Origin of the sequence: Nocardia sp. NPDC050630 (assembly GCF_044457245.1) — a bacterium.
Lineage (GTDB): Bacteria > Actinomycetota > Actinomycetes > Mycobacteriales > Mycobacteriaceae > Nocardia.
This window is the reverse complement of record NZ_JBITGN010000001.1, coordinates 558373-581066: the sequence shown is the minus strand read 5'-3', so window position 1 is coordinate 581066 and position 22694 is coordinate 558373. Positions and strand designations below refer to the sequence as shown.

The window sequence follows — 22694 nt, the reverse complement described above, 5'->3', positions numbered from 1 at the left end:
TTAGGTAACCAGCCATCGTCAATGGGGAGTTACTATGGGTTGCATGTCCGACACAGTCGATTCCGCACCCGCAGCGCTCGCCCGTCTGGTGGAATTCGTCAACACCCGCCGCGCGGACGGCGACACCATCGGGACACCCGAAGAACTGACGAATTGGCTACGCGCACACGAATTGCTGCCCGAGGGCACGGCCGATACTGCCGCACAAGAGCGAGCCGTCCGTATCCGCGAGGGCCTGCGTGCACTACTGGCCACGAACAACGCCGAACCGGTCACCAGCCCGCGACCGGATGGCCTGAACCCGGCGGCGCGCGCCGAACTCGCCGCACTCACCGCGACGCTCCCGCTGACTTTGAACGTGACCAGCACCCCGCCCCGCCTCGTCCCGAATACCGACGATGTGGTCGACCACGCCTTGACCACCCTGCTCGCCGACGTCGCCACCGCCGTCGCGGCAGGCACCTGGTCACGGCTCAAGACCTGCCGAGAACCGAGCTGCCGCTGGGCCTTCTTCGACCACTCCCGCAACCGCGGCCGCACCTGGTGTTCCATGGACGTATGCGGCAACCGTGTGAAAGTCCGTGCTTCCCATCGCCGTAACGCGGCACGCTAGTCGCCGACGCGAGGCGGCCATGACTCACGACTGCCAGCACCACAGGCGGCAATGATCATCCACATCGGCGGACGCGAACAGGTTATCGCCCGTGGAATGACGACAGGAGCGTGCCGAATCGGACTGGCATCAGGTGCCCGTCGACAATCCCGCGGTCACCGGAGGAAGGCACCAATGATACTGCCGCCCAGACCGATCAGCGCCGCGCGGCATACGCCCTCAGCGCGCGTCGAGCCAGCCCGAGATGCGCCGAGCGATATCTGGAGCCGTCAAACCAAGTTCCTCGTGCACCTCATTCCGGGACCCATGGTCCAGGAAGTGCTGCGGCACACCGAGATCACGGGTAGGCACATCCAAGCCCGCGCCGCGCAATCGAGCGGAAACGGTGGACCCGATCCCGCCGTGCAGACCGCCGTCTTCCAAAGTCACCACGAGACGGTAGTTTTCGGCGAGCTTGACGACGGTATCGGAAACCGGCAGCACCCAACGCGGATCGATGACCGTGACCGAAATACCTTCCGGTTCCAGTAGATCCGCGACCGCGACCGCGGTCGACGCGAAGGGCCCGACCGCGACCAGCAGCACATCACCGCGCTGAGCTCGGGCAGAGCCGCCCTCACGCTCGGGCAGCCGCAGCACATCGACCCCATCGAGCCGCTCGATGGCCGAGATATCCTCGGCCACACTGCCCTTCGGGAAACGGATGGCGGTCGGCCCGTCGCTCACCGCGAGCGCCTCGGCCAACTCCTCACGCAACGTCGCCGCATCACGCGGGGCCGCGACGCGCATGCCGGGAATGATGCCGAGCACCGACAGATCCCACATGCCATTGTGCGAGGCGCCATCGGGACCGGTGATTCCGGCGCGATCCAGTACCACCGTCACCGGCTGCTTCAGCAGCGCGACATCCATCAGCAACTGGTCGAAGGCACGGTTGAGGAAGGTCGAGTAGATGGCCACCACCGGATGCATGCCGCCGAGGGCGAGTCCGGCGGCCGAGGCCATCGCATGCTGTTCGGCGATGCCGACATCGAACATCCGCTCCGGGAAGCGTTCCCCGAATGCCGCCAGACCGGTAGGTCCGGGCATGGCCGCGGTGATCGCGACAATATCGTCGCGCTTGTCCGCATGCGCGATCAACTCCTCGGAGAACACCGACGTCCACCCGAGCGCCTTCGGGCCGCCGAGCGGACGACCGGTGAGCGGGTCGATCGGATCGCAGGCGTGCATCTGATCGGCGACGTGGTTCTCGGCATGCGAATAGCCGCGCCCCTTCTGCGTCACCACATGCACGACCACCGGCCCGCCGAAATCCTTCGCCCGCCGCAGTGCCGCCTCCAGCGCGACAGTGTCGTGGCCGTCCACCGGCCCGACATACTTCAACCCGAGATCACTGAACAGCTCCTGCGGGCTCACCGCATCCTTGATCCCGGCCTTCACGGCATGCACCATCGAGTACGCGGATTCACCGACGCGCGGAATGCTCTTGAGGATCCGCTTACCCGCATCCAGCGCGTGCTCGTAGGCGGGCTGGGTGCGCAGGGCGGTCAACCGGTCGGCGAGGCCGCCGATGGTCGGGGCATAGGAGCGCCCGTTGTCGTTGACCACCACGACGACGGGCCGGTCCGGTGCGGCGGCGATATTGTTCAGCGCCTCCCAGCACATGCCGCCGGTGAGCGCGCCGTCGCCGACCACCGCGACCACATGCCGGTTCTGCCCGGTCAACGCGAAGGCCTTCGCCAGACCGTCGGCATAGGACAGCGAGGCCGAGGCGTGCGAGGACTCGACCCAGTCGTGGGCGCTCTCGGAGCGGCTCGGGTAGCCGGACAACCCGCCCTGCTTGCGCAGCGTGTCGAACTGATCCTTGCGACCGGTCAGGATCTTGTGCACGTAGGCCTGATGCCCGGTGTCGAAGATCAACGGATCGGCCGGCGAGTCGAAGATCCGGTGTAGTGCGATGGTCAGCTCGACCACACCGAGATTGGGGCCGAGGTGCCCGCCGGTGACGGCGACCTTCTGCACCAGGAACTCGCGAATCTCCTCCGCCAGTTCACCCAATTCGGCAACGGTCAGCCGTCGCAGGTCTTCGGGCGTGTCGACCCGGGAAAGCACTCCCACCTGAACTCGCTCCCTCCGGATAGCGCATCTGATCCGATCAGTCTACGGAGCCGCGCGAGCGGCTTCGCACGACAATGCCCCGCCGCCAGCCGACTTCGCACGGAAGTGTGAGCCTCCACACGAATTGCCAGCTCATCCGAAGACACGCTCGCGCGGATGAGTTCGCCGGTCGACGCAACGTTACCCAGCTTAGAGTGGACAGGTGGCCCCTGCCCGAGCAGAAGGTTCCGCAAACGGTCGACCCCGGCGTCGTGGCACGCATCGTCACCGATGTCTACGAATTGTGCCGCGCCGACAATTCCGGAGAATTCGCCGTCTGCATCCCCGAACTGGCTGCAGTACAACCCGATTCGTTCGGACTGTGCCTGGCACCGATGAACCCGCGTGCACATCCCCGCCGATCGAGAACCATCCCGCGCGCGATCGCTGTGCGCGACGGCGACTATTGACCGGTTTCGCCCGCCCCGAGGGGACATTTCCGAAGTATCGACCGTTGCATTTGCGACCGAGGAAGTCAGGAGAGCGCCGTGAGCAAGAAGAAGTCCGACGACACCGCTGGCACAGTCACCACCTTCGGATCGGGCAGCGCCCGCGCCACCCCGGATCTGATGCGCGTCACCATCTCCATCGAAACCCGGGCCAGTAAGGTCGCGCTCGCCTACGGCCAAGCCGGTGAGCGCGTTGCCGCCGTCACTGATTCGCTGCGCTCCGATGGCGTTCCCGGCACCGATATCGCCACCAGCGGACTGTCGGTGCGCACCGAAACCGTCTGGCTCGAAGGCGGCGGCTCCAAGATCACCGGTTACGTCGCGACCACCGACCTCACCGTCGTGCTGCGCGATATCGGCGAAACGGCGGATCCTGGCCCCGCCGCTATCATCGCCAACTGTGTCGAGGCCGGTGGTGACGACGTTCGCCTCGGCGGTCTCAATCTCGGTTTCGTCGATCAGGAGAGCCTGCTCATTCGTGCCCGCGATGCCGCGTGGGACAACGCGCACGCCAAGGCCGAACAGTACGCGGGCCGCGCGCGGCGCAGCCTCGGCACGGTGCTCGAAATCACCGAGAACGCCACCTCTACCCCGCCCGCCACGCCGCGGCTGATGGCCATGTCGGCCCCGATGAACGAGTCGTACGGCGGCGCTCCAGTTCCGGTCGAACTCGGCGAATCCGAAATCTCGGCGACCATCCGGGCGACCTGGCAGCTCGACTGATTCCATCTAACCTAACGCTTGCTTGGGTATAGTGAGGGCCTCATCGCGTCTGATTAGGGGTCCGCATGTCTTTCGTGCTCATCGAGAAGCCACGACCGCAGGTCGCACTGGTCACGCTCAATCGGCCGGGGCGGATGAACGCGATGGCCTTCGATGTGATGATCCCGCTGCGCGAGGCCCTCGAAACGGTCAGTGCCGATAACGAGGTGCGGGTCGTGGTGCTCACCGGCGCGGGCGACGGCTTCTGCTCAGGCGCGGATCTGCAGAATGCCGGCCGGATTCCCAATACCGAGGGCCTGACCAAGACCAGCGTCGCGCGGCGGTCGATGGACCTGCTCAACGATGTGATGATCACGCTGCGACGAATGAATCAACCGGTCATCGGCGCGATCAATGGCGCGGCGATCGGCGGCGGATTCTGTCTCGGCGTGGCCACCGATATCCGAATCGCGGCCGAGGACGCCTACTTTCGTGCGGCGGGCATCAATAACGGCCTCACCTCAGCGGAATTGGGCATCAGCTATCTGCTGCCGCGCGCCATCGGTGCATCCCGCGCCTTCGAAATCATGCTGTCCGGGCGAGATGTCGACGCGGTCGAGGCCGAACGCATCGGTCTCGTCTCGCGCGTCGTGCCCACGGCGAAACTTCTCGACACCTGCTACGACTTGGCCGAGCGGATCATCAGTTTCAGCCGCGTCGGCACCGAGCTCACCAAACGCATGCTGTGGAGCGGGATGGAGGCCGGCGGTTTCGAATCCCATATGCAGCACGAGGGGATGTCTCAGCTCTACGTCCGTCTCACCACCGAAAATTTCGACGAGGCCATCCGGGCCCGGCGCGACCGTCGGCCACCAGTGTACGAAGACTGACCTTCACGAGCGCCGGTCTATGCCCTTGACCAGCAATGTCACCGTATCCGCCCCGGCGTGACGATCTTTCGAGATCTCCTGATACTCAGGCGAATCCGCCCATTCGCGAAACGACGGCTCGTCCGGGAACGACATCAGCACGACCTTCTCACGATCCGAATCGCCCTCGATCACCTGCGGGGATTCATCGGAAGCAAGCAGGGTGCCGGAGTAGTGGGTGAACACCTCGAGGAAGCGTGCACGGTAGCGATCATAGGCGCCACGATCGGTGAACTTCAGCTGCGCGATGACATACACGGTCATGGTGCGACTCTAAGCCGCACCTCCAGCTCCACGATCGAGGGAACCGGACAATAAAACCGTGGATCGACGGGCAGCATCGGACCTCATCAAGGTCAAGTGACACTGGCGCATGAGGCTTCTCGCGATGCCGCCATGGATTCCACCTGATCTTGATGCGGACCGGCGCGTAGGGGGTTAGCGGTGGAGGAGGGCGAGGCATTCGACGTGGTGGGTGGCGGGGAAGGCGTCGAAGGCGCGTAGGTCGGCGAGGTGGTAACCGGCCGACCGGTAGAGGCCGATGTCGCGGGCGAAAGAGGCCGGATCGCAACCGATGTGGATGATGCGCGACGGGCCGCTGCTGGTCACCGCGTTGACGACCTCCTTGCCCGCGCCCGCACGAGGTGGATCCAGGACGACCACCTCCGGGGCGGCGCTGCTGGCGTGTTCGGCCAGCCAGTGCTCGACGCGCTGGACGCGCAGGTTCAGCCAGGGCAGATCGCGCAGCGCGGCATTGCCGTCGGCAACCGCGGACCGCGTCGACTCCACCGCGAGCACCGAGCCGGTCTGACCGACCTGCTCCGCCAAGCGGGCCGCGAAAACCCCCACGCCGCTGTACAGATCCCATGCCCGCTCCCCGTGACGGAGTGCGGCCCACTCGGCGACCAGATCCGAATAGCATTGCGCCGCACCGCGATGCGCCTGCCAAAATCCGGTCGCCGACAGCTCCCACCGCCGCCCGGCCACATATTCGACCGTCCGACCGCTACCGCCCATCACCCACTCGTCCCGAGCCGCATGCGTCGCCGCCCGTCGTGCCGCTGCCCTCCGCCGAACCCCCTCGCCGCCAACCGATCCGGATTGATTCTCTCGCGAGCCCGCACCGCCGAACTCATCGCGACGAGACCGATCCCGACGCCTGCCACCCCGACTCCACTCGCCATCGTGCCCCGATTCCGCAGCACGATCGCGACCGGCGCCATCCGGATCACCCGGCAGGTCCTGACGTCCGTCGCCCTCGTCGAGACGCCGCCATTGCGACCCACCCCGACGGCCTTCGTCGCCCCGGCCCCGTGCACCCGTACTCGGTCCGGGTCCCCGCTCGGCAGTGCGATCTCTGCCCGCGCGCCGATCCGACTCCCGCCTGCCACGCCGATCCCCACCACGTGTAGAAGGCCGTTCACGCTCAGCACGTCCGGCAACCGCCGACGGCGCCAACTCGACGATGTGGCGCACCCCATCGCCGTCCACCGCGACCACCAGATCCGCGCCGGGCGTCCACATTCGGTCCGCGATACCGTCCATCGCACCCGAAACCGGTTGAGGGCAGCGCAAATCGGTGATCACCTCGGTGCTGCGGTACCCGTGCACTCCGGCTCGACCCGCGGCGTCGACGGCCAGCCGGACGCGGGTGCGCCACCCGCCGGTGGCGTCGGCCGGATATCCGGCGATCGGTTCGACGGTGATATCGCGTTCGATTCCGGCGATGCGGCGCAGTTGCTCGGCGACCACCGCTGCCTTCAGCGCCCGCTGCGCAGCGGGCGTGGCGAAGGAGAAATCGCAGCAGCCCGCGCCACCGGGACCGGAGACGGGGCAGGTGGCGGGGATGCGATCCGGGGATGGCTCCAGGATCTCGATCGCATCGGCCCGGCAGAACGAACCCCCGCGATCCTCGGTGACCCGCACTCGAACCAGTTCATCGGGCAGCCCGTGCCGCACGAAGACCACTCGGCCCTCGTGCCGGGCGACACAGAACCCGCCGTGTCCGGGAGGTCCGAGCCGGACCTCGAAGGTGTTCGAGCGCCAGTCGGTCACCCTTGGTCCTCGTATCCGCGCCGCACCGCACCCGGGGCGTACACCACACCGGCCTGCCTGGCCTTCGCCGACGACGTCAACTGCCACGGCACACTCGTCACCATGACCCCGGGCTCGAACAGCAATCTGCCTTTGAGCCGCAACGCGCTCTGGTTGTGCAGAATCTGCTCCCACCAATGTCCGACAACGTATTCGGGAATGAATACGGTCACCACATCGCGCGGCGAATCCCGCCGCACCCGCTTGACGTAATCCAGTACCGGCTTGGTGATTTCGCGATAGGGCGATTCGATCACCTTGAGCGGCACCGTGATATCGCTGCGCTCCCACTCGCGCACCAGTGCCCTGGTGTCGGCCTCGTCGACGTTCACCGTCACCGCCTCCAAGGTATCGGGGCGGGTCGCGCGCGCGTACGCCAGCGCCCGGCGCGTCGGCAGGTGCAGTTTGGATACCAAGACAATCGAATGCGACCGACTCGGCAGCACGCCGTCCCACTCTTGCTCCTCGAGTTCACGGGAGACCGAATCGTAGTGCCGTCGAATGAGTTTCATCACAACGAAGATCGACACCATGGTGCAGATCGCGATCCAGGCACCGGCGAAGAATTTGGTGATCAACACGATGACCAGCACCGTCCCGGTGGCGCTGAGCCCGATCGCGTTGATCACCCGGGACCGCTTCATCCGCGCCCGCTGCGCGGGATCGGTTTCGGTGCGCAACAACCGGGTCCAGTGCCGCAGCATGCCGGTCTGGCTGAGCACGAACGAGACGAACACTCCGACGATGTAGAGCTGGATGAGCTTGGTCACCTCGGCGCCGAACACCACGACGAATGCGACGGCGGCACCCGAGAGGAACAGGATGCCGTTGCTGAACGCCAGCCGGTCACCGCGGGTGTGCAACTGCCGCGGCAGGTAACGATCTTGCGCCAGAATCGAACCCAGCACCGGGAACCCGTTGAACGCGGTATTCGCCGCCAGCACCAGGATCAGCGCGGTCACCGTGGTGATGAAGAAGAAGCCGATCGGGAAACCGTGGAAGATGGTCTCGGCCAGCTGCGCGATCAGCGTCTTCTGGTGGTAGTCCGCGGGCGCGCCGATCAACTCGGATTCATTGTGCGCGTAGACGATTCCGATCTTCTGGGCCAGCACGATAATGCCCATCAGCAGCGCGATCGCGATACTGCCGAGCAGCAGCAGTGTGGTCGCAGCATTGCGCGACTTGGGTTTCCGGAATGCGGGCACGCCATTGCTGATCGCCTCCACACCGGTCAGCGCGGCACAGCCGGAGGAGAACGACCGCGCGATCAGGAAGGTGAACGCGAGTCCGTACAGGTGCTCCTCCTCGGCATTGAGCTGGAAGCCCGCCGATTCGGCACGCAGGTCGTCGCCGAGTACGAAAATGCGGAACAAGCCCCAGCCGAGCATCGCGAACATGCCGAAGATGAAGGCGTAGGTCGGAATCGCGAAGGCGACGCCCGATTCCCGGATGCCGCGCAGATTGATCGATGTCAGCACGACGATGGCGACCACCGCGAACAGCACCTTGTGCGTGGCGACGAATGGAATCGCGGAACCGATATTCGACGCCGCCGAGGAAATCGATACCGCGACCGTGAGCACATAGTCGACCAGCAGCGCACTGCCGACGGTGAGCCCGGCAGTGGGCCCGAGATTCGTGGTGGCGACCTCGTAGTCACCCCCGCCGGAGGGATAGGCGTGCACATTCTGCCGGTAGCTGGCGACCACCACCGCCATCACGAATGCGACTGCCAGACCCACCCAGGGCGCATAGACGTAGGCGGAGATGCCTGCCACCGACAGGACAAGGAAGATTTCCTCCGGAGCGTATGCCACCGAGGACATCGCATCGGAGGCGAACACTGGAAGAGCGATTCGCTTCGGCAGCAGGGTATGGCCCAGCGCATCGCTACGGAAAGGCCTGCCCAGCAGCACACGTTTGGCTGCCGTCGTCAACTTGGACACTGGAGCGAGCATAGATCCCCGCAGGATGCGGCGCTCCCTCGGCCGGTTCGCGTCGTATGTTTGGTTGACAGGCGGAGGGGGAAGTTGGGCCATGGAAACATCTGGCGGGTACGGTTCGATGCCGAGGTAAGCAAACCGAACGCCCTGCGGCACGAGCTCAGGGCCGGAAGAGGAAGCTTGCGTTACCACGTAGGGCCCGCGAGCGCCGCCAATTGAACACAGTTTCCAGGAACGAGGTTGCGGTGTACGTAGTGATCATGGGTTGCGGACGGGTCGGCTCTTCGCTGGCCCGCGCCCTGGTCCGGGTCGGCCATGAGGTCACCGTGATCGACCGGGACCCCAGCGCCTTCCTGCGTCTCGGCGAGGACTTTCCCGGCGAACGGGTGGTCGGCGTCGGCTTCGACCGGGATGTGCTGACCCGCGCGGGAATCGAGCGGGCCGACGCGTTCGCCGCGGTCTCCTCCGGCGACAATTCCAACATCATCTCCGCGCGGGTGGCCCGGGAAATGTTCGGCGTGCAGCGCGTGGTCGCGCGCATCTACGACGCCAAGCGCGCCGCCGTCTACGAACGCCTCGGCATTCCGACCATCGCCACCGTGCCGTGGACCACCGACCGCTTCCTCACCACGCTGATCGGCGATGGCGGCACCACCACCTGGCGCGATCCGACGGGCACCGTGGCGGTAGCCCAGTTGACACTGCATGAGGAGTGGTACGGGCGCACCGTGCGCGATCTGGAACGCAATGTGGGTGCCAGGGTCGCCTTCATCATCCGGTTCGGTCAGGGCCTGCTTCCCGAGAGCAAGACCGTGGTCCAGGCCGACGACATCGTCTATGTCGCAGCCACCTCCGGCTCCGTCGGCGAGACCGTCGCCTTGGCCGGTAAGCCCCCAGCAAGCGAGGACTGAACATGAAAGTGGCGATCGCCGGAGCCGGAGCCGTCGGCCGATCGATAGCCAAGGAGCTATTGCGCGGCGGCCACCGGGTGATGCTGCTCGAGCGCCAGCTCGACCACATCGACCCCGCCGCCATCCCTGATGCCGTCTGGGTCCATGCCGATGCGTGCGAACTCGCGCTGCTGGAGGACGCGGGTCTGCAGACCTACGAGGTGGTCATCGCCGCCACCGGCGACGATAAGACGAATCTGGTGCACAGCCTGCTCGCCAAGACCGAATTCGGCGTGCGCCGGGTGGTGGCGCGGGTCAACGATCCACGCAATGAATGGCTCTTCGACGCATCCTGGGGCGTCGACGTCGCGGTGTCGACACCGCGGCTGCTCGCCTCGCTGGTGGAAGAGGCGGTCTCGGTCGGCGATCTGGTCCGCTTGATGACGCTGCGGCAGGGTCAGGCGAATCTAGTCGAGATCACCCTGCCCAGTGATACCGCCTTGGCGGGCAAGCCCGTCCGCACGCTCACCCTGCCGCGCGACGCCGCCCTGGTGACGATTCTGCGCGGCGGCCGGGTGATCGTGCCGCAGCCCGACGACCCTTTCGAGGGCGATGACGAGCTGTTGTTCGTGACCTCCGTGGAGGCCGAGGAAGATCTGCGGGTGGCGCTGGCCACGCACGGCATCAAGCCCTGACACCCCGGCAAGGCTGATCCGGATCAGCGCCTTGCCTACTTCAGGATGCGGCCGCGAGCTTCGCGCGCAGCCTGTTCAGCGCGCGATGCTGCATCACTCGAACCACGCCGGGACTGGTGCCGATGGCCTCGGCGGTCTGCGCCGCGGTCCAGCCGAGTACGATCCGCATCACCAGTACCTCGCGGTGCGCGGGCGCCAGGATCTTCATCAACTCCCGGGTCGCCTCGCGACGTTCGGAGGCGATCGCCCACTCCTCGGGACCGGCGGAGGTCGATGCCGTATCGGGCAGCTCGGCGACCGGGTACATCGGGTGCAGCTGCGAACGCCGGAATGCGTCGGCCACCTTATTTGCCGCGATGCCGTAGACGAAGGCCAGGAACGACTTGCCCTGATCGCGGTAGCGCGGAATGGCGTTGACGGTGGCCAGCAGGATCTCCTGCACCACATCGTCGGCCGTGACGTGCAGATGTGCGGTATTGCCAAGGCGCGCACCGCAATACCGGCGCACGAGCGGATGGACCAGCCGGATGATCTCGGAGACCGCCGCACGGTCGCCCGCGGCCGCCGGAGCGATCAACTTATCCAGTTCGCCCGATACCCGACGGCTCTCCGACAGAGCCGGGTTGTGGTGGGCTTGATTCTTCGACAGTGCCGCAATGCTGTGCTCGGTAGCCAACGTCCGAGTCCTTCCTCGCCGATCGTGCTTTTTCGCTTGCACTGATCGTCTGATGAACTCGATCGCCCAACCAGGCACCCCAGGGTGGGTACTGCACCACCTCCGGCGGCGATTCGTTAACACCCCAGCGGAATTGGGGCGGGAATTCCTACGCCGTTCCGGCGGCCGTACCCCGGCTGACCGGCAGATGTCCGGCCCGGCGCACCGCCCATACGGTGACGGCCAGCGCGACGGCGGTCAGCGGCCAGCCCATGGCGATGCGCGCGAAGGCCAGCCAGCCGGTGCGATCGGTGTCGTAGAGCTGGGACTGCACCAGATAGCGGGCGCCGAACACGATCACCCAGGTGGTGGTCGCGAGATCGTAGAGGCGCACGACGCGACGGTCGGAGCGCCATTCGGTGCCGTGGCCGTTGAGCACACCCCAGATCACGCCGACCAACGGCCAGCGCACCAGCATCGACACCAGGAACACCCCGGCGTACACCAGGCTGGTGTAGATGCCGAACAGGAAGAAGCCCTTCGCCTCCCCCATCCGATAGGCGATGAACGCGCAGATGCCCACCCCGAGGAAGCCGGAGATCGCGGGCTGGATCGGGCTACGCCGCACCAGCCGCCACACCAGAATCGCGGCGGCCACGCCCAATGCCGACCAGATCGCCGCGGTGAGCCCGGCAAAGGTGTTCACGGGCACGAAAACCAGCACCGGCAGCGTGGAGTAGATCAGCCCGCTGAAGCCGCCCAACTGCTCCAGCAGGGTTTGTTCGACCTCTTCGTTTTCGGCGTCTACAGAGCGATCTACGGCATCGGACGGGCCCGCGCCGATCGGCTCACGACCTGCGGTGTGGATCTCGGCGGCGTTCTCGTTGCTCGATGGCATACGTCAGCTGTTCTCACGCAATTCGTAGTAGGGGTTGTAGATCACCTTACGACCATCCCGGTCACCTACACGACCTCGGACGAGGATCTTGCGTCCCGGTTCGATACCGGGAATGCGGCGGCGACCGATCCACACCAGACTGATGGCATCGGTGCCATCGAAGAATTCTGCCTGGACACTGGCGCCGACGGACTTCGGACATGCCTCGACACTGCGTAGTCGGCCGAGCATGGTCGCTTCGTCCCCACGCTGACAGTCCGAGGCCCGGCAGGCACCCGACGCATCGGCTGATTCGGCGAGTTCCTCGGCGTCCAACTGATCGATATCCTCGGTCAGCCTGCGGCTCAGACGGCGAAAATAACCTGAGGCGGCTGATGACATTTGACGCTCTCCTGCGTGGAGCAAGACGACGTGGGTCACACGCCATCGTGGTTGTTCCGGTGACGACCGGCTTAAGGCCGTATACCCGCCACTGTAGATGGGCAACCCTCCCCCCGCTACGCTCGGACCGGTGTTCGACTCCCCACATTTCGCGCCGGATCGCGGCGCACGGGCCCCGATCGCCGTGGCGTTGCCGGGAACCGGATCGGATGCCGATTTCGCCCGCCGCGCCTTCGGACCGGCTTGTGCGGCACGCGGAATCGAATTCATCGCTGTCGAGCCCGACCCGCGCGGAGTGGTTGCCGGATATCGGGCGGCGCTCGATGCGGCCGCTGGACGCGGCCCGGTCCTTGCCACCGGGATCTCCCTCGGCGCGGCGGTCGCGCTCGAATGGGCGGCTGAACAGCCCGGGGCAGCAATCGGCGTGGTGGCGGCGCTCCCGGCCTGGACCGGACCCGACACCGCCACCTGCCCGGCCGCACTCAGTGCCGCCGCCACTGCGGCCCAGTTGCGTGCGGACGGGCTCGACGCGGTGGTCGAACGCATGCGTGCGAGCAGTCCGCGCTGGCTCGCCGACGCGCTCACTCAGTCCTGGCATTCGCAATGGCCACGGCTGCCAGAGGCACTGCAGGAGGCCGCGGACTACAAATGGCCCGACGCGGAACGACTCGGCACAGTCGAGGTGCCCGTCGCCATCGTCACCGCCGTCGACGATCCGGTGCACCCGGTGGCGGTCGCCGAGGAATGGGCCGACCTGATCCCGCGCGCCGAGTTGATCCGAATCACCCTCGATGAACTGGGCGCGAATCCCGCGATTCTCGGATACACGGGACTCGCGGCGGTCTAGTTCAGTCCGAGCTGCTGCATGGCCGAGCCGTCCGCGCCGCGGCGCGGCTCATTCGGCATGCGCGGCGGGACCAGCGGCTGGGCTGTGGGCTGGACCGCGGCCTGCTGGGCGGCCATCGCCTGCTGCTGGGCCTCCACCTGCGCCTGATGCGCGGCGGCCAGCTGCTCGGCCAGCTCCGGCGGCAGCACGACGGCCAGCGGCTCGCGCACCGGCATCGGATCGTCACCGCGCCGAATCACGGTCTCGCTCAAGATCGCTCGCGCGGCCCGCACCAGCGGCGCACTCTCATCGGCGGCGCCCTGCGGACCCGCGGCCACCAGGCGCACCATCCACCGCGGACCGTCCACCCCGATGAAACGCAGGTCCGCGCCTTCGGTGATGGCGAGTAGTTCCCGGCCCCACGGTCCGGTCTCCACCGCGACCCTGGCACCGTCCTTGCGTAGCGATTCGGCGAGATCGGCTGCCACCGAACGCCATTGGCCCGCCGACTTGGGCGCGGCATAGGCCGCGACGGTGATCCGACCGTGTTCGGTCGCCATGTGCACCGCCTGCGGCGTGCCGTCCGGGGTCATCTCGACCTGTAGTTGGCCGCCCGGCGGTACCGGCAGGATCACCGAACCCAGATCGAGGCGCTGACCGGAGACATTGTCCAGCAGCTCGGCCACTTCGTCGTAGTCGTAGGGGCCGGATTTGGGCATTTCCACGACGTCGTCATCGGCGTAGTCGGCGGCGTCGTACTCGGATTCGTCGTATTCGGGTTCGTCGTCGTAGTGCCGTACGAGGTACTCAGCCGGGACGATCGGATTCTCGTCGGTGATCGGATCGATGATGGGGTTCTCGTCGGTGATCGGCTCATCGTCGTAATCCGTATCGCCGTAGGTGGCGTACTCGCCGTACTCATCGGCGTACTCGTCGTCGTAGCGCTCCTCGACGTATTCCTCACGTCCGCCGGACTTGCGTCTCTTTCCGAACATTCCCGTCATGCCTCCTTGCCGAGAGTGCCCGCCTCGTCGGCCGAGGCGGCCAGACTCGCATGGCCACCGCTCGACCCGTAACCGCCCGCACCCCGCGTGGTGTCGTCGAGTGCCTCGACCTCCACGAAATCGACCAGTTCCACCCGCTGCACCAGCAGCTGCGCGATCCGATCACCGCGACGCAGTTCAATCGGGGTGCGCGGATCGTGATTGATCAGGCACACCTTGATTTCGCCCCGATAGCCCGCATCCACGGTGCCCGGCGTATTCACCACCGACAGACCGGTTTTCGCGGCGAGTCCAGACCTGGGATGGATCAGGCCGACCGTGCCGACCGGCAGTGCGACCGCGACACCGGTGCCGACCAACACGCGCTCCCCCGGTTCGATGATGACGTCCTCCGTAGTGCACAGGTCCACGCCCGCGTCTCCTTGGTGGGCACGCGTTGGCACGGGAATGCCGGGATCAAGCCGCAGCAAAGGTATGGATGAAAGGGCGCTCATGACTGCGCCTCGCTGTCGCTCGGCTCCATCATGACCGCCCAGGCGGCTGTGTTGATTAATCGCTCGCTGCGCTCGCTCACATTGCCCGAGCCTACGCGTACGCTCCCGACCTCAGTGAATTAGTGTTGAGTCGTGTCGGACCAGCCCAACCCAGTGACTATGGACGAACAACAGCGAAGCTTCGAACCCTATCGCGAGCGCCTATGGGTGCCGCTGTGGTGGTGGCCCATCGCGTTCGCCATCGCCGGGTTGCTGGCCGCCGAAATCCATATGGGCGCACCAGGTCTGCGCGCCTGGTTGCCCTACGCGTTGCTGTTTCCGGTGCCGGTGTGGGTGCTGTTGTGGCTGAGCCGTCATCGGGTGGAAGTCGCCCAAGACGGCTCCGGTATCCGCGAACTCCGCGCCGATCGCGCGCATCTGCCGGTGAACTTCGTGGCCCGATCGGCCACGGTGGCCCCCACCGCGAAGAGCGCGGCGCTGGGCCGCCAGCTCGACCCCGCCGCCTATGTCCAACACCGGCCATGGGTGGGGCCGATGGTGCTACTTGTACTCGATGACCCGGACGATCCGACGCCGTACTGGCTGATCAGTACGCGCCGGCCGGACCGGGTCTTGGCCGCGCTTGGCATACCTGGCTGAGGCCGGGCGTGCCGAGCGCGGGCTGACCGTTGATCTCGGCTCGAGATCAGATCTCGCGCCGCAGATCAGGCTGCGCAGTCCATGCAGATCAGCTGACCGCCACTTTCACTGGCCAGCCTGCTCCGGTGATGGACCAGGAAACAGCTGGAACAGGTGAACTCGTCGGCCTGCTTCGGGATCACCCGAACTGTCAGGACTTCCTCGGACAAGTCCGCGCCGGGAAGCTCGAACGACTCCGCGGTATCGGATTCGTCGATATCCACGACGGCGGACTGTGCCTCGTTGCGACGAGCCTTCAGCTCCTCCAGCGAATCTTCCGACACCTCGTCGGATTCAGTGCGCCTCGGTGCGTCATAGTCGGTTGCCATGTCGTCTTCCCCTCGTCCTTACTCCGTATATCCCGGACCGGGCCACTCACACCGATTCCTTGGAATCGGAATGACCAGCACCGCCCCGCCGGTGGTGCACGTCACACGTACACCGGTCCCCTATCAGGGCGGATCATGCGGACCCACCTTTGATAGCGCTCGGTAAACGCAGGACATGCCCTTCTTGTTCCCGCGACCGACCACCGATTCGGGCTGCGGTGTTTCGATCTGGGCCGCCAGACAATAGCGGACCCCAGAGCAAAAGTCGCAATCAAAACACAGACGATTCGAAACTGAGCGGTAATCGACACCAACCGTGAACTCGCCGAGACCTTACGCACGTATTTACCCACCCTGTATTTCCCTGCCCCGGCCGACTCCGTCGGCCTGCCATCCCCCAGTCGGGAAACGTTTTCGTAGAGTGTGCACGTGGTTTCACTCATCACCGAAGGCAGCGCAACGGATCGAACGGGTCAACCCTTCGTCCGGCGACGCAACCAGCCATGGTTGATCCTGGTCGGCGTCCTACTCCTGATCTGCACCGTGGTGTGGATCAAGGCCCTGACCACCGAGGACAGCAGCGGAACCGCGATGGCGTGCAATTCGCCGAGCCCGGCCACCGACGCGAAATCGCCCCAACCGGCCCCGTTGGGTCAGCGGGTCGGCCAATCGCGACTGACCGACGTCGAACCAGCGGCGCTGGCCTCGTCCAAGGTCCGCGTGCTGAACGCGAACAACAAGAGCGGTCAGGCCTCGCACATCGCCTCGGCGCTCGGTGATCTCGGCTTTGCCAGTGCGCCCGGGCAGCAATTCGGTAACGATCCGGTCTATGTCAACGGTGACCTGACCTGTACCGGCCAGATCCGCTTCGGCGTGAACGGCCGACCGGCCGCCGCCTCGGTTCAGCTGGTCGCGCCGTGCGCAGAACTGATCGAGGATCAGCGCAACGACGACACCGTGGACCTGGTGCTCGGTGCGGTATTCGGCGAATCGCTGCGGCCGAGCCCCGACGCCGAGGAAGTGCTGAAATCGCTGAAGAATCCGGCGCCTGGCGGATCCCCTTCCATCGATCCCAAACTGTTGTCAGCGGCGCGTACGGCGCGCTGCTGACCTCTCCTGAACCGACCTTCATCGCCCCGGTGTGCCGCTTCGGCAGACCGGGGCGATCCGTTATTTCAGGCGTCCGGGATCGCGGTGGTCGCGCCGACGCGTTCGAGCAGTTCGGTCAATTCGTTCGCGACGCCCGGTGCGGCGGCGAGGACCAATTCACCTGCCGCACCGGGGCTGGTCGCCGCGGGCAAGCGCAGTTGTGCACCCGCCTCGGCGGCGATCAACGCGCCCGCGGCCCAGTCCCAGGCGTTGAGTCCGTGCTCGTAGTACGCGTCGATGCGGCCCTCGGCGACGAAACACAAATCCAGTGCCGCCGCGCCGAGACGACGGATATCGCGGATTTCCGGCAGGATCCGCGCGATCAATTCCGCCTGCCTGGCCCTGCGGTGCTTGCCGTAGGCGAACCCGGTGGACACCAACGCCATGGCCGCTGATCGCACCGGTGTACAGCGCAAATGCTCCACCGTGCCGTCACCGGTCACCTTCGTGGCTCCCATCCGGACCGCGGCGCTGTAGGTCGCCGCTCGCGCGACATCGACCACGGCACCGGCGATGGGGTGTCCGTCGCGTACCGCGGCCACCGAAATCGCGTAGCCCGGAATGCCGTACAGGAAGTTCACGGTGCCGTCGATCGGATCGACCACCCAGTGCACGGTGTCCTCGTCACCGCCGGCCAGACTGCCGCCGCCCTCTTCACCGAGGATCGGATCGCCGGGGCGCGCTTCGCCGAGCAGGCGCCGAATCAGCTCCTCGGTCTCGGTATCGACGATGGTCACCGGATCGGTGGGGTGGCCCTTGGTCTGCACGGCCCCGTCGCGCGCGCCCTCCGGACCGAATACTTCGGGACGGCGCGAGCGCACATGCGCGGCCGCGGTTTCGGCGAGTTGGACCGCGATCCGACGCAATTCGGCAACGTCCTCGGATGGCGTCGCGGTCGGTCGGGTGGTAACTGACGCTCTGGTCTCCGGCATGCCCCCATGCCATCACAGATCCTCGGCGAACGGGAACCGATGCCCGCGCATTACTCTTGTCGTGCACGACACAACGCCGTCGTCGGGCACATCACCGCATGCTCCGCGACCAGCCGGTGGTGCGTTCCTGCGCGGCGGCGCGTTCATCACATCGGCCAGCACAGGGAACGAGGGAACGTCATGTCCGCTCGGGGGCACGCATTCGGTATCGATATCGGTGGCAGCGGCGTCAAGGGCGCCGCGGTGGATCTGACCACCGGAGCATTGGTCCATGAGCGGATAAAGATTCTGACACCGCATCCCTCGACACCGCAGGCGGTCGCCGACGCGGTCGCCAAACTGGTCGCCCAGGCCGATTGGGACGGCCCGGTCGGCATTACGCTGCCCTCTGTCGTGTTGGAGGGCGTCGCGCAGACTGCCGCCAACATCGACAAAGCGTGGATCGGCACCGACGCGCGGGCGCTGTTCTCCTCCGCGCTCGACGGTCGTGCCGTCACCGTGCTCAACGATGCCGACGCGGCCGGTCTGGCCGAAGATCACTACGGGGCGGCAAAAGATTTCGACGGTCTGGTGCTGCTACTGACCTTCGGCACCGGCATCGGCTCTGCGCTGCTTTTCCACGGCACGCTGGTGCCCAACACCGAACTCGGCCATCTGGAGATCGGCGGGATGGAGACCGAACACCGCGCCGCCGCCTCGATCAAGGATCGCGACGGCCTGACCTACGAGCAGTGGGCCGCGCAGGTCAGCATTGTGCTCAGTGGGCTGGAGAATTTGTTCTGGCCGAAGGTCTTCGTCGCAGGTGGGGGCATCAGTCGAGATGCCGAGCAATGGATTCCGTTGCTCACCAACCGAACTCCGGTGATTCCCGCGCGACTGGAGAACACCGCGGGCATCGTCGGCGCGGCCATGGCGATCGATGCTGGCATCGCACCGTAGACGCGCGGAGGGTGTGGCATTAGCCGTTGCTGGGATCGTGCCGTAGGTACCCTGGTTCGATCGTTACAATGGAACGTACTCCGGCCGCGAGCCGGAAACCCGAGACCCGGCGCTCAGCCGGTGAAACCCGACAGACCGCTCCGCCGGAACACCACTCTGGCGTGACGCCGCACGAGACCGTCACGAAAGGGCGTACGTGGTAGCCACGACCCGTCAGACCGCCGAATCGGCCGATGCCGACTCCGCAGATGTAACCGAAGCACGGCCGGTCCGCAAGGCTGCCGCGAAGAAGGCTCCGGCCAAGAAGGCCGCCGCCAAGAAGGCTCCGGCCAAGAAGGCCGCCGCGAAGGCGACCAAGGGCCCGGCCAAGAAGGCCGGACCGAAGAAGGCCGGTCCCGAGGGCGAACCCGGCGGCGAAGAGAACCTCGAGACCGAGGATCTGGATCTGGAGGATCTCGGCGATCTCGAGGTGTCCGAGGACGACCTCGCCGACGAGGCCGAGGAACTGGTCGAGGAGGTCGCCGAGGAGACCGAGGCCGACGAACCGTCCGCTGCGGATAAGGCCTCCGGCGACTTCGTCTGGGACGAGGAGGAATCCGAGGCCCTGCGCCAGGCTCGCAAGGATGCCGAGCTCACCGCATCGGCCGACTCGGTGCGCGCCTACCTCAAGCAGATCGGCAAGGTCGCACTGCTCAACGCCGAAGAGGAGGTCGAACTCGCCAAGCGGATCGAGGCCGGTCTCTATGCGGCGGAGAAGGTGCGCGAATTCGCCGAGCAGGGTGAGAAGCTGCCGGTCGCGATGCGCCGCGACTACACCTGGATCGTGCGCGATGGCAACCGCGCCAAGAACCATCTGCTCGAAGCCAACCTGCGTCTGGTGGTCTCGCTGGCCAAGCGCTACACCGGTCGCGGTATGGCATTCCTGGACCTGATCCAGGAGGGCAACCTCGGTCTGATCCGCGCGGTGGAGAAGTTCGACTACACCAAGGGCTACAAATTCTCCACGTACGCCACCTGGTGGATCCGGCAGGCCATCACCCGCGCCATGGCCGATCAGGCCCGCACCATCCGCATCCCGGTGCATATGGTCGAGGTCATCAACAAGCTCGGCCGCATCCAGCGCGAGCTGCTCCAGGATCTGGGCCGCGAGCCCACCCCGGAGGAGCTGGCCAAGGAAATGGACATCACGCCGGAGAAGGTCCTCGAGATCCAGCAGTACGCACGTGAGCCCATCTCGCTGGACCAGACCATCGGCGATGAGGGCGACAGCCAGCTCGGCGACTTCATCGAGGACTCCGAGGCCGTCGTCGCGGTGGACGCGGTGAGCTTCACGCTGCTGCAGGATCAGCTGCAGTCGGTCCTGGAGACGCTGTCCGAGCGCGAGGCGGGAGTGGTCCGGCTGCGCTTCGGCCTGACCGACGGCCAGCCGCGCACCCTCGACGAGATCGGCCAGGTGTACGGGGTCACCCGTGAGCGCATCCGGCAGATCGAGTCGAAGACCATGAGCAAGCTGCGCCACCCGAGCCGCTCACAGGTCCTGCGCGACTACCTCGACTAGTTCGTTCTGCTCGATTTTCGCCAAGCGCCCGCGCCCAACAGCGCGGGCGCTTTGCTTTTCACACCCCGGTCTCCTTGTCATTGCATCGACCGGCAACTCTGCCCGCATTCGACCCGCCTGCGACCCGGCTACCGCCGAATCAGACTGTGCCTATTGCGGTTTTCCACAGTGTTGAGCCGAACTGCTTCTGCCACAGAATCTTTCGGCGTTCTGAGGGGCAATCGACCAGCCATGTGGCGGCAACCGAGACAGCGTCCGTTCCGTTAACCAATTCGGGTTTCAATCAAACCTAAAAGTGACTGAAACCACTTCTGCGAAACCAAATTTCGGCCCCGCCGGCTCGATCGCTGTCGTATCGTCTGACCCTCTGTTGTTTCAATCGCCGATGTTTTTCTTCGGCAGCGGGGGCGTGCGTGCTCGATATCTACCATTTCAGTTACGGTCTGCTGACCCCACTGCTGGCCTACACCATGTCGGTGACCGGATGCCTGCTCGGCTTGCAGTGCGCCGCGCGCGGCCGCACCGGTAAGGATCGAGTCGGCTGGCTACTCGGCGCCGCGGTCGCGATCGGCGGCACCGGTATCTGGGTCATGCATTTCATTGCCATGCTGGGCTTTTCGATCCGCGGCTCGGACATACGGTTCGACATTCCACTCACTCTGCTCAGCGCGATCACCGCGATCGCCGTGGTCGGAATCGGGCTTTTCATCGTCGTCAAACCCGAACCCTCACTGCTCGGCCTGCTCAGCGGTGGCACGATCACTGGGCTCGGCGTCGGGGCCATGCATTACATGGGCATGTACGCGCTGAAGTCGAATGCGATGATCACCTATGACGCGCGCCGCGTCGGGCTATCACTGGTCATCGCGGTGGTCGCGGCCACGGTTGCGCTGTGGTTCACGTTGCGGGTCAAGGGATTTGTGGCGACCGTCGGTGCCGGACTGATCATGGGCGTGGCGGTCTGCGGGATGCACTACACCGGAATGTCGGCGATGCACGCGCACACCGGAGATGCCCATGTCCCCGAAGGGGCCGGTGCCATGGATCTGATCGCACCACTGATCGTGGTGGCCAGCGTGGTGACCATGCTCCTGCTCATCAGCGTCAGCCTGACCGAGATCGACCGAAGTATCGAACTGCCGCCGCTGCGCATCGCATCACGCGCCAAACTCGATCCGCTACCGCCGCTGCCACCCGTGCAGTCGGAGATGATGCCGTCCGCGACGGCGTACTGGCCCACCCGGACCGAGGTGCCCGCGTCCCTGAGTTCAGCGAAATCGCCCGCGCGACAAGCTGATTGAGTGATGTTTACTCAGTCCCTTGTCGGCCAGTAGCGCGCCGGTCGCGGTCCGCGCGCACCGTCGTAGGCCGGATCCTCGACATCAGTGATGCCGATATGCAGTAGCAGCATCATGGTCACCATGCCGACGCCGACCGTCAGCGGAGTAAGCAGTTGGGTCGCGCCAGCGCCAGCGGGCGGATGCATATGGTGGCCGTTCTGCACATGCATCGCGAACATGCCGGTGTAGTGCATGCCGCAGACCGCCACGCCCATCACCAGCGCAGCACCGATGGTGGCCAGGGTGCCGCGGACATGTAGCGCGAACCACAGTGCCGCCGTCGCGGCGATCACCGCGATCACCATGGACACCAACACGATTCGTCCGTCGTATTCGATGATCGCATCGGATCTCATCGCGTACATGCCGGAATAGTGCATGGCGCCGACGCCTACACCGGTGATCGCACCGCCGATGTACAGCGCCACCGGCTCCAAGCCCGGCATCTGCGCGACCCGTAAGCCGATCCACACCACCACCATCGCGATCACCGCGCTGAGCAGGGTGATCGGCACGTCGTAGCGGATCGAGGCACCGTGGATCGAAAAGCCCAGCATGGCAATGAAATGCATGACCCAGATACCGGTGCCGCCGATGGCGACCGCGGCGGCGACGAGCCATCCGGCGTGGCCGCTACCGGCCCGCGCTCGCACCACGCACCGCAGCCCTAGCAATGATCCGGTGAATGACATCAGATAGGCCACAACCGGCGTGAGCAACCCGTGGCTGAAGTGGTTGATTTCCAGCACGCGAACTCCCTCGTTGGGCAGACCTCGGCCATTATCGCGACAGCACGAGCCCGCCCGCTTGTACAAACCAGCAGGTAGGCGATTTACAGTACTACCGTCCGCTAAATTTGTCATGGGACGAATCCAGTCAGTAAGACGGCGCCAGCTAGCCGGCGGTGAACCACGTGGCCCATACATACCGAACGGTTCCCCGCCCCCGAATCTTGTAGATTGCCGCTTCCGGCAATCGATCAGCACCGATATTGCTGGGACACAATGCATCTCGCGAATGTGACTGTCCACGGCGGGCG

General features: G+C 65.7%; 24 protein-coding genes. 12 read left to right on the top strand and 12 right to left on the bottom strand.

The features are described 5' to 3' along the window. Positions 1-43: 43 nt before the first annotated feature. On the top strand, positions 44-613 hold the full coding sequence (locus ACIBG0_RS02525) for a CGNR zinc finger domain-containing protein (protein ID WP_397028528.1): 570 nt from the start codon (positions 44-46) through the stop codon (positions 611-613). Positions 614-832: 219 nt separating this feature from the next. On the opposite strand, the gene dxs is transcribed toward ACIBG0_RS02525, so the two are convergent. Then, complete coding sequence (dxs, locus tag ACIBG0_RS02520) at positions 833-2731, bottom strand: 1-deoxy-D-xylulose-5-phosphate synthase (RefSeq protein ID WP_397028526.1); 1899 nt, start codon at positions 2729-2731, stop codon at positions 833-835. Positions 2732-2925: 194 nt separating this feature from the next. On the opposite strand from dxs, the gene ACIBG0_RS02515 reads away from it, so the two are divergent. The 3 genes from ACIBG0_RS02515 to ACIBG0_RS02505 all read left to right on the top strand — a co-directional run bounded on the left by ACIBG0_RS02515 (position 2926) and on the right by ACIBG0_RS02505 (position 4811). Next, complete coding sequence (locus ACIBG0_RS02515; protein WP_397028524.1) at positions 2926-3180, top strand: hypothetical protein; 255 nt, start codon at positions 2926-2928, stop codon at positions 3178-3180. Positions 3181-3258: 78 nt separating this feature from the next. Next, positions 3259-3942, top strand: a complete 684-nt coding sequence (locus ACIBG0_RS02510) for an SIMPL domain-containing protein (RefSeq protein WP_397028522.1) — start codon at positions 3259-3261, stop codon at positions 3940-3942. A gap of 65 nt (positions 3943-4007) precedes the next feature. Next, the gene (locus ACIBG0_RS02505) at positions 4008-4811 is read left to right on the top strand and encodes an enoyl-CoA hydratase (RefSeq protein WP_397028520.1); all 804 of its coding nucleotides are present in this window, start codon (positions 4008-4010) and stop codon (positions 4809-4811) included. A 3-nt stretch (positions 4812-4814) separates the two neighbouring features. On the opposite strand, the gene ACIBG0_RS02500 is transcribed toward ACIBG0_RS02505, so the two are convergent. The 3 genes from ACIBG0_RS02500 to ACIBG0_RS02490 all read right to left on the bottom strand — a co-directional run bounded on the left by ACIBG0_RS02500 (position 4815) and on the right by ACIBG0_RS02490 (position 8890). Then, on the bottom strand, positions 4815-5114 hold the full coding sequence (locus ACIBG0_RS02500; RefSeq protein ID WP_397028518.1) for a DUF1330 domain-containing protein: 300 nt from the start codon (positions 5112-5114) through the stop codon (positions 4815-4817). A gap of 174 nt (positions 5115-5288) precedes the next feature. After that, the gene (locus ACIBG0_RS02495; protein WP_397028516.1) at positions 5289-6905 is read right to left on the bottom strand and encodes a class I SAM-dependent RNA methyltransferase; all 1617 of its coding nucleotides are present in this window, start codon (positions 6903-6905) and stop codon (positions 5289-5291) included. Beyond that, on the bottom strand, positions 6902-8890 hold the full coding sequence (locus tag ACIBG0_RS02490) for an APC family permease (protein WP_397028514.1): 1989 nt from the start codon (positions 8888-8890) through the stop codon (positions 6902-6904). The genes ACIBG0_RS02495 and ACIBG0_RS02490 overlap by 4 nt, the downstream gene beginning before the upstream one ends. Before the next feature lie 242 nt (positions 8891-9132). Here ACIBG0_RS02490 and ACIBG0_RS02485 point away from each other — a divergent pair, with 242 nt between their 5' ends. Then, positions 9133-9798, top strand: a complete 666-nt coding sequence (locus tag ACIBG0_RS02485) for a potassium channel family protein (protein WP_397028512.1) — start codon at positions 9133-9135, stop codon at positions 9796-9798. A 2-nt stretch (positions 9799-9800) separates the two neighbouring features. Continuing rightward, on the top strand, positions 9801-10472 hold the full coding sequence (locus tag ACIBG0_RS02480) for a potassium channel family protein (protein ID WP_397028511.1): 672 nt from the start codon (positions 9801-9803) through the stop codon (positions 10470-10472). A gap of 40 nt (positions 10473-10512) precedes the next feature. Here ACIBG0_RS02480 and shbA read toward each other — a convergent pair whose 3' ends face one another. The 3 genes from shbA to ACIBG0_RS02465 form a co-directional block, all read right to left on the bottom strand. Continuing rightward, entirely contained in the window at positions 10513-11148 is a 636-nt protein-coding gene (gene shbA / locus ACIBG0_RS02475) for an RNA polymerase sigma factor ShbA (RefSeq protein ID WP_397028510.1), read from the bottom strand. A gap of 148 nt (positions 11149-11296) precedes the next feature. After that, positions 11297-12025, bottom strand: a complete 729-nt coding sequence (locus tag ACIBG0_RS02470) for a DUF3159 domain-containing protein (RefSeq protein ID WP_397028509.1) — start codon at positions 12023-12025, stop codon at positions 11297-11299. Positions 12026-12028: 3 nt separating this feature from the next. Next, entirely contained in the window at positions 12029-12406 is a 378-nt protein-coding gene (locus ACIBG0_RS02465; RefSeq protein ID WP_040692536.1) for an OB-fold nucleic acid binding domain-containing protein, read from the bottom strand. Positions 12407-12536: 130 nt separating this feature from the next. On the opposite strand from ACIBG0_RS02465, the gene ACIBG0_RS02460 reads away from it, so the two are divergent. Further along, positions 12537-13253, top strand: coding sequence for an alpha/beta fold hydrolase (locus ACIBG0_RS02460; RefSeq protein ID WP_397028507.1), 717 nt, complete (start codon positions 12537-12539; stop codon positions 13251-13253). On the opposite strand, the gene ACIBG0_RS02455 is transcribed toward ACIBG0_RS02460, so the two are convergent. Further along, positions 13250-14227 (bottom strand): DUF3710 domain-containing protein, encoded by a 978-nt coding sequence (locus ACIBG0_RS02455; protein WP_397028505.1) that lies wholly within the window; start codon positions 14225-14227, stop codon positions 13250-13252. The genes ACIBG0_RS02460 and ACIBG0_RS02455 overlap by 4 nt on opposite strands. A gap of 5 nt (positions 14228-14232) precedes the next feature. After that, positions 14233-14730, bottom strand: a complete 498-nt coding sequence (dut, locus tag ACIBG0_RS02450) for a dUTP diphosphatase (RefSeq protein WP_397028503.1) — start codon at positions 14728-14730, stop codon at positions 14233-14235. A gap of 159 nt (positions 14731-14889) precedes the next feature. On the opposite strand from dut, the gene ACIBG0_RS02445 reads away from it, so the two are divergent. Continuing rightward, entirely contained in the window at positions 14890-15369 is a 480-nt protein-coding gene (locus ACIBG0_RS02445; RefSeq protein ID WP_063043606.1) for a DUF3093 domain-containing protein, read from the top strand. A 65-nt stretch (positions 15370-15434) separates the two neighbouring features. Here ACIBG0_RS02445 and ACIBG0_RS02440 read toward each other — a convergent pair whose 3' ends face one another. Next, positions 15435-15737 carry a DUF4193 domain-containing protein gene (locus ACIBG0_RS02440; protein WP_040692543.1) on the bottom strand — a complete coding sequence of 101 codons (303 nt, stop codon included), beginning with the start codon at positions 15735-15737 and terminating at the stop codon, positions 15435-15437. 429 nt (positions 15738-16166) lie between these two features. On the opposite strand from ACIBG0_RS02440, the gene cei reads away from it, so the two are divergent. Next, positions 16167-16847, top strand: a complete 681-nt coding sequence (gene cei / locus ACIBG0_RS02435) for an envelope integrity protein Cei (RefSeq protein WP_397028501.1) — start codon at positions 16167-16169, stop codon at positions 16845-16847. A 65-nt stretch (positions 16848-16912) separates the two neighbouring features. Here the strand turns inward: cei and ACIBG0_RS02430 are convergent, their stop codons facing one another. After that, a complete protein-coding gene (locus ACIBG0_RS02430; RefSeq protein ID WP_397028499.1) occupies positions 16913-17818 on the bottom strand; it encodes an inositol monophosphatase family protein in 906 nt (301 codons plus the stop codon). 180 nt (positions 17819-17998) lie between these two features. On the opposite strand from ACIBG0_RS02430, the gene ppgK reads away from it, so the two are divergent. The 3 genes from ppgK (at position 17999) to ACIBG0_RS02415 (ending at position 21616) form a co-directional block, all read left to right on the top strand. Next, positions 17999-18757, top strand: coding sequence for a polyphosphate--glucose phosphotransferase (ppgK, locus tag ACIBG0_RS02425; RefSeq protein ID WP_397028498.1), 759 nt, complete (start codon positions 17999-18001; stop codon positions 18755-18757). 196 nt (positions 18758-18953) lie between these two features. Then, positions 18954-20315, top strand: a complete 1362-nt coding sequence (locus ACIBG0_RS02420) for an RNA polymerase sigma factor (protein WP_397028497.1) — start codon at positions 18954-18956, stop codon at positions 20313-20315. 413 nt (positions 20316-20728) lie between these two features. Then, on the top strand, positions 20729-21616 hold the full coding sequence (locus ACIBG0_RS02415; protein ID WP_397028496.1) for an MHYT domain-containing protein: 888 nt from the start codon (positions 20729-20731) through the stop codon (positions 21614-21616). 11 nt (positions 21617-21627) lie between these two features. On the opposite strand, the gene ACIBG0_RS02410 is transcribed toward ACIBG0_RS02415, so the two are convergent. Then, positions 21628-22404 (bottom strand): MHYT domain-containing protein, encoded by a 777-nt coding sequence (locus ACIBG0_RS02410; RefSeq protein WP_397028495.1) that lies wholly within the window; start codon positions 22402-22404, stop codon positions 21628-21630. Positions 22405-22694 lie beyond the last annotated feature (290 nt).

Bases quoted from the DNA above. Each gene is read 5' to 3' on its own strand.
- ACIBG0_RS02525 (WP_397028528.1), top strand. From the start codon at position 44: ATGTCCGACACAGTCGATTCCGCACCCGCAGCGCTCGCCCGTCTGGTG.
- ACIBG0_RS02505 (WP_397028520.1), top strand. From the start codon at position 4,008: ATGTCTTTCGTGCTCATCGAGAAGCCACGACCGCAGGTCGCACTGGTC.
- ACIBG0_RS02500 (WP_397028518.1), bottom strand. From the start codon at position 5,114: ATGACCGTGTATGTCATCGCGCAGCTGAAGTTCACCGATCGTGGCGCC.
- ACIBG0_RS02480 (WP_397028511.1), top strand. From the start codon at position 9,801: ATGAAAGTGGCGATCGCCGGAGCCGGAGCCGTCGGCCGATCGATAGCC.
- ACIBG0_RS02470 (WP_397028509.1), bottom strand. From the start codon at position 12,025: ATGCCATCGAGCAACGAGAACGCCGCCGAGATCCACACCGCAGGTCGT.
- ACIBG0_RS02465 (WP_040692536.1), bottom strand. From the start codon at position 12,406: ATGTCATCAGCCGCCTCAGGTTATTTTCGCCGTCTGAGCCGCAGGCTG.
- ACIBG0_RS02455 (WP_397028505.1), bottom strand. From the start codon at position 14,227: ATGTTCGGAAAGAGACGCAAGTCCGGCGGACGTGAGGAATACGTCGAG.
- dut (WP_397028503.1), bottom strand. From the start codon at position 14,730: ATGAGCGCCCTTTCATCCATACCTTTGCTGCGGCTTGATCCCGGCATT.
- ACIBG0_RS02445 (WP_063043606.1), top strand. From the start codon at position 14,890: ATGGACGAACAACAGCGAAGCTTCGAACCCTATCGCGAGCGCCTATGG.
- ACIBG0_RS02440 (WP_040692543.1), bottom strand. From the start codon at position 15,737: ATGGCAACCGACTATGACGCACCGAGGCGCACTGAATCCGACGAGGTG.
- ACIBG0_RS02430 (WP_397028499.1), bottom strand. From the start codon at position 17,818: ATGCCGGAGACCAGAGCGTCAGTTACCACCCGACCGACCGCGACGCCA.
- ppgK (WP_397028498.1), top strand. From the start codon at position 17,999: ATGTCCGCTCGGGGGCACGCATTCGGTATCGATATCGGTGGCAGCGGC.